The sequence below is a fragment of the Luteimonas qiangzhengi genome (assembly GCF_039548515.1).
GTDB lineage: Bacteria > Pseudomonadota > Gammaproteobacteria > Xanthomonadales > Xanthomonadaceae > Luteimonas.
Genome location: NZ_JBCLVE010000010.1, coordinates 208,240 through 218,079 on the forward strand (window position 1 = coordinate 208,240; position 9,840 = coordinate 218,079).

10 protein-coding genes are annotated in these 9,840 nt (G+C 67.1%); 5 read left to right on the top strand and 5 right to left on the bottom strand.

From position 1 onward, the window contains the following. Nucleotides 1-11: 11 nt before the first annotated feature. Nucleotides 12-602, top strand: coding sequence for an LON peptidase substrate-binding domain-containing protein (locus WCE59_RS09550; RefSeq protein ID WP_449284141.1), 591 nt, complete (start codon nt 12-14; stop codon nt 600-602). On the opposite strand, the gene WCE59_RS09555 is transcribed toward WCE59_RS09550, so the two are convergent. Further along, complete coding sequence (locus WCE59_RS09555) at nt 603-2,591, bottom strand: bifunctional DedA family/phosphatase PAP2 family protein (RefSeq protein ID WP_343258525.1); 1,989 nt, start codon at nt 2,589-2,591, stop codon at nt 603-605. It lies immediately after the preceding gene. Nucleotides 2,592-2,668: 77 nt separating this feature from the next. Here WCE59_RS09555 and WCE59_RS09560 point away from each other — a divergent pair, with 77 nt between their 5' ends. From WCE59_RS09560 to WCE59_RS09570, 3 genes are all read left to right on the top strand, one after another. Continuing rightward, on the top strand, nt 2,669-3,331 hold the full coding sequence (locus WCE59_RS09560) for a serine/threonine protein kinase (RefSeq protein ID WP_343258526.1): 663 nt from the start codon (nt 2,669-2,671) through the stop codon (nt 3,329-3,331). A gap of 40 nt (nt 3,332-3,371) precedes the next feature. Then, nucleotides 3,372-4,193, top strand: a complete 822-nt coding sequence (locus tag WCE59_RS09565) for an SDR family oxidoreductase (protein WP_343258527.1) — start codon at nt 3,372-3,374, stop codon at nt 4,191-4,193. Between the two features lie 65 nt (nt 4,194-4,258). After that, nucleotides 4,259-5,476: an acetylornithine transaminase gene (locus WCE59_RS09570; RefSeq protein ID WP_343258528.1), complete on the top strand. Its 1,218-nt coding sequence runs from the start codon at nt 4,259-4,261 to the stop codon at nt 5,474-5,476. Between the two features lie 99 nt (nt 5,477-5,575). Here the strand turns inward: WCE59_RS09570 and hemL are convergent, their stop codons facing one another. Together hemL and thiE are read right to left on the bottom strand one after the other, a co-directional pair. Beyond that, nucleotides 5,576-6,871, bottom strand: a complete 1,296-nt coding sequence (gene hemL / locus WCE59_RS09575; protein WP_343258529.1) for a glutamate-1-semialdehyde 2,1-aminomutase — start codon at nt 6,869-6,871, stop codon at nt 5,576-5,578. A gap of 66 nt (nt 6,872-6,937) precedes the next feature. Then, nucleotides 6,938-7,564, bottom strand: a complete 627-nt coding sequence (gene thiE / locus WCE59_RS09580; RefSeq protein ID WP_343258530.1) for a thiamine phosphate synthase — start codon at nt 7,562-7,564, stop codon at nt 6,938-6,940. Between the two features lie 73 nt (nt 7,565-7,637). Here thiE and WCE59_RS09585 point away from each other — a divergent pair, with 73 nt between their 5' ends. After that, nucleotides 7,638-7,829 carry a rubredoxin gene (locus WCE59_RS09585; RefSeq protein ID WP_343258531.1) on the top strand — a complete coding sequence of 64 codons (192 nt, stop codon included), beginning with the start codon at nt 7,638-7,640 and terminating at the stop codon, nt 7,827-7,829. Nucleotides 7,830-7,876: 47 nt separating this feature from the next. On the opposite strand, the gene WCE59_RS09590 is transcribed toward WCE59_RS09585, so the two are convergent. Then, nucleotides 7,877-8,722, bottom strand: coding sequence for a SirB1 family protein (locus WCE59_RS09590; protein ID WP_343258532.1), 846 nt, complete (start codon nt 8,720-8,722; stop codon nt 7,877-7,879). A gap of 55 nt (nt 8,723-8,777) precedes the next feature. Then, a complete protein-coding gene (locus WCE59_RS09595; protein ID WP_343258533.1) occupies nt 8,778-9,239 on the bottom strand; it encodes a DUF192 domain-containing protein in 462 nt (153 codons plus the stop codon). Nucleotides 9,240-9,840 lie beyond the last annotated feature (601 nt).

Below are 9,840 nucleotides of genomic sequence, written 5' to 3' on the forward strand. Positions count from 1 at the left end.
GGAGGTTGATGATGACGACACAGGCAGATTTGCCACTGTTTCCACTGCATACGGTGCTGGTGCCCGGCGCGGCGCTGGGGATCCGGGTGTTTGAACCCCGCTACCTGGATCTGGTGCGCGAGGTTGGGCGCAGCGGTGGAGGTTTCGGCGTGTGCATGATCGTGGAGGGCAGCGAGGCTGGCGCGGCGGCCACGCCAGCGGCGTGGGGCACCGAGGCGCTGATCGAAGATTTCGACCAGGGGCCGGATGGCGTGCTGGCGCTGCAGGTCCGTGGTGCGAGGCGATTCCAGGTGCAACGCACCCGGGTGCGCGACAACGGTCTGGTCATGGCCGACATCGACTGGGTCGTAGAGGATGAATCGCCCCGCTTACGCCCCGAGCACGCCCTGCTGGGCGAACTGCTGGTGCGGATCCTGGAGCAGACCGACGCTGATCTGAACGCCATCGCCAAGCCGCGGCTGCAGGAAGCCGCGTGGATCGGCTGGCGGCTGGCGGAGCTGCTGCCGCTGGTCAACGAACAGCGGCAGGGCCTGCTGCAGGAGCGGGATCCGCACGCCCGGCTGCAGTGGATCCTGGACTTTGTCTCCGAAAGCGAGCCCTGATCAGTCCGGGCTCATGCGGATCCGCAGGACCGACAGCCCCGACTGCGGATGCGGCTCCACCTGCGTGTCGAGCTCTTCCACCGCTGCGTGCAGTTGATCCCAGGCGCCATGCTCATCGACACGCGGCTGCCACAGTCCAAACAGGTTGAAGGGTCGCGTGTAGTGCAGTGTCTGCACCGTGCCCACCCACAGCGGCGTGCCATCGGTCAGCGCAGTCGGGGCACGCCACAGGCGCAACACCTGGGTCCGGTCCGGACCGGCGTCCCGGCGTAGAAGCAGGGCTTCGGCTTCGGTATCCAGGGTCGCGGGCAGGACCGGCTGTTCGGCCGGCGCCAGGTCGTCGTCCAGCAGGCCGAGCGTCGCGATCCAGCCCGCCTGCGGCTGCGCCACCCATCCCCGGGATTCCAGTTCGCGCTGCAATGGCTGCAGCGGTCCCGCGATCTGCACGTCCAGCGGCCAGCGCAGCTCATGGTCACGCTCGTTGCGCCGCGGCGGGAGCATACGCCAACCTTCCTGCCACCACTGTTGTGCGGTCATCGTTGCGGCCGGGGGCGGTGGGGACAGACTGGCCAGCATCGGGTCGATGGCGCGTGGAGCGTGCCACAGCGCGGCCACGGCAAACGTCAGATAGAAGATGACCGCCAGCGGCCGCATCCAGAACGAGCGGTTCACATGGCTGCGATAGGCCAGGCCCAGCACCAGCAGCCACACGACCCCCAGCAGCATGCCGCCCACCACGTCACTCAACCAGTGCGCGCCCAGGTAGATGCGGGCGAAGCCGAGCAGCGTGGCCACGATCCCCGAGACCAGATAGGGCCACACCCGCGAACGCCCCGGCAGCTCGCGGGCAATCAGCACGGCGAAGAAGCCGAAGGTGATGGTGGCCATGGTCACGCTCATGGACGGAAAGCCGAAGCTGCCGTGGGCCCTTGGCGGGGGCGGCATGCTGATCACCGCCTCCAGCAGCGCGGTCAATGCCACGCCGAAGCCGATTGCCGCCGCCCAGTGCGCCATCGCCATCCAGCGCCGCCGCCACGCCAGCCAGATCATGGCCAAGCCCGCCGCCGGCACCAGCACTTCGGCATTGCCGATCGATGCCAGGCCGGCCATCAGGCGATCGGCCAGCGGGTTGCGCAGCGTGGTCATGAAGGCGTGCACGTTCTGGTCGATGGCCAGCGGCTCGCCTTTCATCAACACCGTGGTGAGCAGGGCGAACCACGCCCAGCCGATGCCGATCAGCAGGACTGCCAGGATCGCCAGTGACGGCGACTCCGGCCGGCGCGGATCGATCAGCGCTTCGGCGTAGCGGCCCAGCCGCGGACGCGAACGGCTCCAGCGCAGCGCCCGCGCCAGCAGTTCACTGGTGCGGCCGTCAAACCAGCGCCAGGTGTAGAGCACGCAGGCCCAGACCAGCGCCAGCGCGGCCAGCAGGACCACCAGCACCAGCGCCAGCCGGTCGGCCACCGCCGCCACTGCTTCGTAGGAAGCGCCAAAGATCCAGCCCGGTGCCAGAAACACCGCCGCCCACGCCACCGCGGCAAGCGCGCTGAAGGGCAGGAAGCGACGCAGCTGCATCCGCAGCATGCCGGCAATCGCCGGGACAAACGGCCGTACTGCGCCCACGAACCGTGCCACCAGGATGCTTTTGACATCGTGGCGGCGGAACAGGTTTTCACCGCGGTCGAGCAGCTGCGGGTAGCGCCGGAATGCCCACAGCTCCCGCATCTGCGGTCCCCAGCGGCGACCGACCCAGTAGCTCAGCGCATCGGCGCTGAACGCCCCGGCGGCGGCGCAGGCAATGGCGTAGGGACCATCGATATGGCCGAGCCCAATCAGCGTGCCCACTGCAAACAGCAGCGGCATGGCCGGCACCACGATGCCCACGATCACCAGCGAATCGAGGAAGGCGATCAGGAAAATCACAGCGCCTGCAGCCACGGGGTGGGCGCTGACCCAGGTCAGCAGGCTGTCGAACCAGGCGTCATTCATCGCGCAATTATGGCAGCGCCCATTGCAACGCCGACTGCACCGCCGCGCTGCCGGCGGCGCGACCCTACAATGATGGAATGAACGAACAAGTCGCGACCGAAATCCAGGCGCTCAAGGCCGACAGCTTCGGCCGTATTTCGCTGATGCGCGGGCCGGCGGGATTATTCGTGCGGCGCGACCTGCGCCACGTGCCGCTGTGGCTGAGGCTGCCCGCGTGGTGGCTGGCCCGGCGCGAGGCGCGCGGGCTGGAGCAGGTGCGCGGCATGGCCGATGTGCCGCAGCTGCTGGCCTGGGATGGACGCCGGCTGGATCGCAGCTACATGGCCGGTGCGGCCATGTACCAGCGCCCGCCGCGTGGGGACCTGGCCTATTTCCGCGCTGCCCGCCGCAAGCTGCAGGAACTGCATCGCCGTGGCGTGGCCCACAACGACCTGGCCAAGGAAGCCAACTGGCTGGTACTGGAAAACGGTGGCCCGGCGATTATCGATTTCCAGCTGGCGGTGGTCGGTAACCCGCGCTCGCGCTGGATGCGGCTGCTGGCGCGCGAAGACCTGCGCCATCTGCTCAAGCACAAGCGCATGTACTGCCGCGAGCACCTGACGCCGGTGGAAAAGCGCGTGCTCAAGCGCCATTCCTGGGTGCGCGACCTGTGGTTTCGCACCGGCAAGCCGGTGTACCGGTTCATCACCCGCCGGATCCTCAAGTGGGAAGACAACGAGGGCCAGGGCCCCAAGCCATGATCCAGATCACGACCGCCAGCAGCGCGCAGGAGAACGCAGCATGACCACGCTCAAGGGCAAGACATTGTTCATCACCGGCGCCTCGCGCGGCATCGGCCGGGCCATCGCCCTGCGCGCCGCGCGCGATGGCGCCAACGTCGCCATCGTGGCCAAGTCCGGGGTGCCCAACCCCAAGCTGCCTGGCACCATCCACACCGTGGCCGCTGAAGTGCAGGCCGCGGGTGGTCGCGCGCTGGCGATCCAGTGTGATATCCGTGAAGAGGACCAGGTCCGCGAAGCGGTTGCCGCCACCGTGGCCGAATTCGGCGGACTGGATATCCTGATCAACAACGCCAGCGCCATCTGGCTGAAGGGCGTGCTGGATACGCCGATGAAGCGCTTCGACCTGATGCAGCAGGTCAACTCGCGCGGCACTTTCCTGTGCGCCCAGGCTTGCCTGCCGCATCTGCTGGAGGCGGACAACCCGCACATCCTCACCCTGGCCCCGCCGCCGTCGCTGGATCCCAAATGGTGGGGGCCGCACACCGGCTACACCCTGGCCAAGATGGGCATGAGCTTCGTCACCCTTGGACTCGCAGCGGAGTTCGGGCCGCGCGGCGTGGCGGTCAACGCGCTGTGGCCGCGCACGGTGATCGCCACCGACGCCATCCGCATGATCCCCGGCGTGGAAGCCGCCCGCTGCCGCACCCCGGAGATCCTTGCCGATGCCGCCCACGCGGTGCTGGTGCGCGAAGCCGCGGGGTTCTCGGGACAGTTCCTGATCGATGACGAAGTGTTGGCCGCAGCCGGCGTGAGTGACCTGTCCGGCTACGCGGTCGACCCCGCCCAACCGCTGCTGCCCGACCTCTTCCTCGATTCCTGAGACACCGGCACCAACCGGCGCGGGATGGGCCAGAATGTGGCCATTCCCACCTGCCTGATCGCGCCATGAGCCAGACCACCGATAACCTGCTGCCCCTGTCCGGCTACTACCTGCCGGTATATCGCCAGCGCGAAGTGGTGCTTGAGCGGGGCCAGGGAGCCCGGCTCTGGGACACCACCGGGCGGGACTATATCGACCTCGCCGCGGGGATCGCGGTGTGCAGCCTCGGCCACGGCGATCCGGATCTGCTCGCCGCGCTGACCGAACAGGCTGGCAAGCTCTGGCACACCAGCAACGTGTTCCACAGCGAGCCGCCGCTGCGTCTTGCCCAGGAGCTGGTGGAGGCCTCGCGCTTTGCCAGCCGGGTATTCCTGTGCAACTCCGGCGCGGAGGCCAACGAAGCAGCCATCAAGCTTGTTCGCAAGTGGGCTGCCGCTGAAGGACGCCCACCGGAGCGACGGGTCATCCTCACCTTCCGCGGGGGCTTCCACGGCCGCACGATGGCCACGGTGACCGCCACCGCCCAACCCGCTTACCAGGCCGGCTTCGAGCCGCTGCCGGGGGGCTTTCGCTACGTTGATTTCAACGACCTGGTGCAGGTTGAGATCGCCATGGCAGCCGGTGACGTGGCCGCGGTGCTGGTGGAACCGGTGCAGGGAGAAGGTGGGGTCACGCCGGCCGCGCCCGGTTTTCTGCGCGGGCTGCGTGAGCTGTGCGACCACCATCGTGCGCTGCTGGTGCTGGATGAAATCCAGTGCGGCATGGGGCGCACCGGCACCCTGTTCGCGCACTGGCATGACCAGATCGTCCCCGACGTGGTCACCCTGGCCAAGGCACTGGGTGGCGGGTTCCCGGTCGGCGCGATGCTGGCCGGCCCCAAGGTGGCCGAAGCCATGCAGTTCGGGGCCCATGGCAGCACCTTCGGCGGCAACCCGTTGGCGGCCGCGGTGGCCCGGGTGGCACTGCGCAAACTTGCCTCGCGCGAAGTGGCCAGCAACGTCTCGCGCCAGTCGGCGGCGCTGCGCAAGGGTCTGGAAGCGATCAATGCCGAGTTGGGGCTGTTCTCACAGGTCCGGGGGCGCGGGCTGATGCTGGGCGCTCAGCTGACCCCGGCCCATGCTGGTCGCGCCGGCGAAATCCTGGATCTCGCCGCCGCCAACGGTTTGCTGCTGCTGCAGGCCGGGCCCGATGTGCTGCGCCTCGTGCCGGCGTTGACCATCAATGATGGTGAAGTGGCTGAAGGCCTGGCGCGATTGCGCCAGGCGTTGTCCACTCTCCCGTAGGTCGGGGCTACGCCCCCGACACCCCGCGAATCATCCGTCGCGGCGTTCACTGCGTGTCATGCAATCCTCGCGTCGGCCGCATAGGGCCGACCTACGCAGCTACGACCCGGCAGCTACGACCCGGAACGCCTTGCGCGCGGCTTCCAACGTCGCCTCGACCACCGCTTCGTCGTGGGCGCTGGAGATGAAGCCCGCCTCGTAGGCGGACGGTGCCAGGAACACGCCGCGCTCCAGCATCGCGTGGAAGAAACGCTTGAACGCATCGGTGTCGCAGGCGGTCGCGCCGGCGTAGGTGTCCACCTGTTCGCTGCTGAAAAACAGCCCGTACATCGCGCCAACGCGCGTGGTGGTCAGCGGCACGCCGGCATCGCGCGCTGCGGCTTCAAAGCCATCGCACAGTGTGTTGGCAGTCGCTTCCAGCCGATCGTGGAAGCCCGGTTCCTGCACCAGTTCCAGCATCGCCAGCCCGGCGGCCATTGCCACCGGGTTCCCGCTCAGCGTGCCGGCCTGGTAGATCGGGCCGGCCGGGGAGATCTGCTCCATCAGGTCGCGACGGCCGCCGTAGGCACCCACCGGCATGCCGCCGCCGATGATCTTGCCGAAGGTGCTCAGGTCCGGGGTCACGCCATAGCGCGCCTGCGCGCCGCCCAGCGCCACCCGGAAACCGGTCATCACCTCGTCGAAAATCAGCAGCGCGCCGTGCTTCGTGCACAGCTCGCGCAGGTGCTGCAGGTAGCCTTCCCGCGGTGGCAGGCAGTTGGCGTTGCCGACGACGGGCTCGATGATCACCGCGGCCACTTCGCTGCCGATGTCATCAAACAGCTGCGTCGCGCCTTCGAAATCGTTGTAGCTGATGGTCGAAGTCAGCTCGCTCAATCCGGCCGGCACGCCCGGTGAAGTCGGCACGCCCAGGGTCAGCATGCCGCTGCCGGCCTTGACCAGGAACGAGTCGCCGTGGCCGTGGTAGCAGCCTTCAAACTTGACGATGCGCTGGCGCCCGGTGGCGCCGCGCGCCAGGCGGATTGCCGACAGCGTGGCCTCGGTGCCGGAGTTGACCATCCGCACCATCTCGCAGGACGGTACCAGCCGGCTGATGGTTTCAGCCATGGTCACCTCGGCCGGGCACGGGGTGCCGAACGAGAGGCCGTTGCCGATCGCTTCCGCCACCGCCTCGCGCACCTTCGGGTGGTTGTGGCCGACGATCATCGGCCCCCACGAGCCCACGTAGTCGATGTAGCGGTTGCCATCCACGTCATGCAGGTACGCGCCGTCGGCACGTTCCACGAAAAAGGGTTCGCCGCCCACCGAGTTGAAGGCGCGTACCGGCGAGTTGACGCCGCCCGGGAGCAGGCGCTTGGCGCGGGAGAACAGGGCCTGGGACTTGTCGTGCTTCATGGAGAGGGTTCCTGGGAGATGGGGGAGCGCCTTGCGGCGGGAATGATGGCCGGCAGCTGCGGGCGGTCAGGCATCGAATGCCCGGCGCAGGGACTGCGCGGAAGCGCGCGGGTCGGGAGCGTCGAAAACGGCACCGATCACCGCAATCAGGTCCGCGCCGGCGGCCACCAGCGCTGGAGCATTGTCGGCGTTGATCCCGCCAATCGCCACTCGGGGCAGACCCAGCGCGCCGGCTTCACGCAGCAGGGCCGGGCTGGCGCGGCGGCTGGTGGTCTTGCTGGAGCTGGGGAAGAAAGCGCCAAAGGCCACGTAGTCGGCGCCGGCGGTGGCCATCTGTTGTGCCCGCTCGAGGTCGTCATAGCAGGAGATGCCGATGATGGCCGATTCCCCCAGCAGAGCCCGAGCGGCCGCGATTCCCCCATCATCCTCACCCAGATGCACGCCGTCTGCATCGCACGCACGGGCGAGCTCGGGGTCATCGTTGATGATCAGCGGAACGCCCGCTTCGGTGCATAGCGTTCTCAACGCAGCCGCCTGGGTGTGGCGCAACCCGGCATCGGCTGCCTTGTTCCGGTACTGCAGCCAGGTGGCCTGGCCGATTACCTCGCGCACCCGATCCAGCAGGCGCGGGGTATCGCATTCATCCGGGGTGATCAGGTACAGGCCGCGCGCGGCGGCTGACTTGTTGTTCATGTGACGGTTTCCGTGGCGCGGCAAGCGGTGGGACAATGTCCGCTTCTTCAGCCGCAACAGGACCCATTATCAGATGAACGCCACCGCCACGCAGACTGCTTACCAGACCTGGATGTGCGTGGTTTGCGGATTCATCTATGACGAGGCCGCCGGCATGCCCGAAGAAGGCATCGCCGCAGGAACGCGCTGGGAGGATGTGCCTGAGGACTGGACCTGCCCCGACTGCGGCGTGACGAAGGACGATTTCGAGATGATGGCCGTCTGACGCAGCAGCTTTCGCGCGGTCGCCCGTTCGCGCGAGCGCCCGGTGACTCAGTTCAACCGGGCGCTACCGCTGCTGGCTTCGGTCAGCGATGCATGAACCTGGCGGGCATCGCCCGCGCCCGGGTCAAGCAACAGGTAACGCCCCAGGTCCGCACGCGCACCGTGGCGATGACCCAGGTGCAGGTATCCCATGCCGCGATCGCGCAACGCCGCGGGATTGTCCGGGGCCAGTTTCAGGATCCGGTCCGCGCTTCGCACCGCGCGCGCCCAGTCGCCGTCCTGCGCGTACAGCCCATGCAGGTTGCGCAGCATGCGGACCAGGATGCTGCGGTGCGATGCCGGGTTCAGCACCTGATGCAGGGCCTTGTCGTCTATCTGCGTCCCGGCAAGATGGGGCTGGATCCGTTCGCGCAGCTCGTCCGCATCCAGCGGGCGGCCCCGGTTGAACGGGTCCATCACCAGCATGCCGTCATCGACCGGCAGCCGAACCAGGAAGTGACCGGGGAAGGAGACGCCCTCCAGCGGCATGTCCAGCCGTCGCGCCACTTCAATCTGCACGACCGCCAAGGAAATCGGAATGCCCAGCCGGCGCTCGAACACCTCGTTGAGATAGCTGTTGCGCGGATCGTAGTACGCGTCGTGATTGCCGGTGTAGCCGAGCTCATCGAACAGGTATTCGTTGATGGCCAGCATCCGCATCGGCCACGGCTCGATCGCCTGCACCTTTGGGCGCAGCTGGGTCACGTGCTGCGCCAGCATCTGTTCGTAGTAGTGCGGCTCCAGCTCCGGGTACTCGTCGCGCGCAATCAGCAGGGAGGTGCCGAGCAGGGGAATGTCGGCGTCATCCAGTGTGGCCAGCGCGTTCCAGTCGGGCAGAAGAAGATCAGTGCTCATGCTTCAAAGATCGGGTCCGTGGGTGGGCCGGTACAAGGATGGACGGTGCAACGGTTCAGTCCGCAACCGGGATGCCCGGACCAAAGTGCATCGGGGCGCCATCCTCCAGCTGCAGTCGCGCGGCTTCCCCCGCGTTGAGTTCCAGTACGTAGAGCGCGGGAGCGCGGCTGGGATAGGACGGGCAGCGATAGTCGGCCGAGCAGGGCGGCACATCGCGCTGCTGTGACACCAGCTTGCGGTCGCGGTCGAAATACAGGATGTCCAGCGCGATCAGCGTGTTCCGCATCCAGTACGCCTGCGGCTCTTCCCGATCATGGATGAACAGCATGCCGGCGCCAGCGGGGAGCTGATCGCGAAACATCAGCCCGCGTGCCCGCTGTTCATCAGTGGCGGCGATTTCCACCGTGAAGCGCTCGCCGCCAACCTCGACCCAGTCGCCACCGCTTGCACAGCCACTTGATAGCAGGAGCGCCAGGACAGGTAGAAGCCGGGTGAACAGGGAGCGGGATACAGACATGAGGGGTGGTCCTTGATGGTGTGCGAGGAACGATCAACCATGGCCGCGACGGCGGTCAAGCGACTGGCAGCCGGGCAAATGGCGGGGCGGGCGCAACCCCTTCCTTCTTTCGTTGAACTTGTGCACAATGCGCGGCCCGCAACGGACAGCGGCCGGCACAGCCCGGCGGACCTGAGCGGGAGAAGAACGCAACTGCTTCACGAGGTGTTGACGTTCTTCAAAACCGCGCTAGAATGTGCGGCTCGCTCCCCGAACAGTCACCGACTGAACAGGGAGCGGCGGAAGAAAGTCACCCTCACGAGGTGTTGACAGAAACCAAATCCGCGCTATCATGTGCGGCTCCCCTCGAGAACTTGCGAGGGGTTGGGATCCAGGCGCTGAGGCCTGTTCCCGGGTTCTTTGACAGTGTGCGCAGGTGACTTGTGCGGGCGTCTGGCAGGTGGGTGACCATCCACAAAATGCAGACGTTTGTCACAAGAGCAACAAAGATTCAAATGCATGCAAATGCAAGCGAGTAATTGGGGCTCAGGTAACGACGACTGCACTCAAGACTTAAGGGCTTCGGCCCTGCAAGACTTAAGTGAAGAGTTTGATCCTGGCT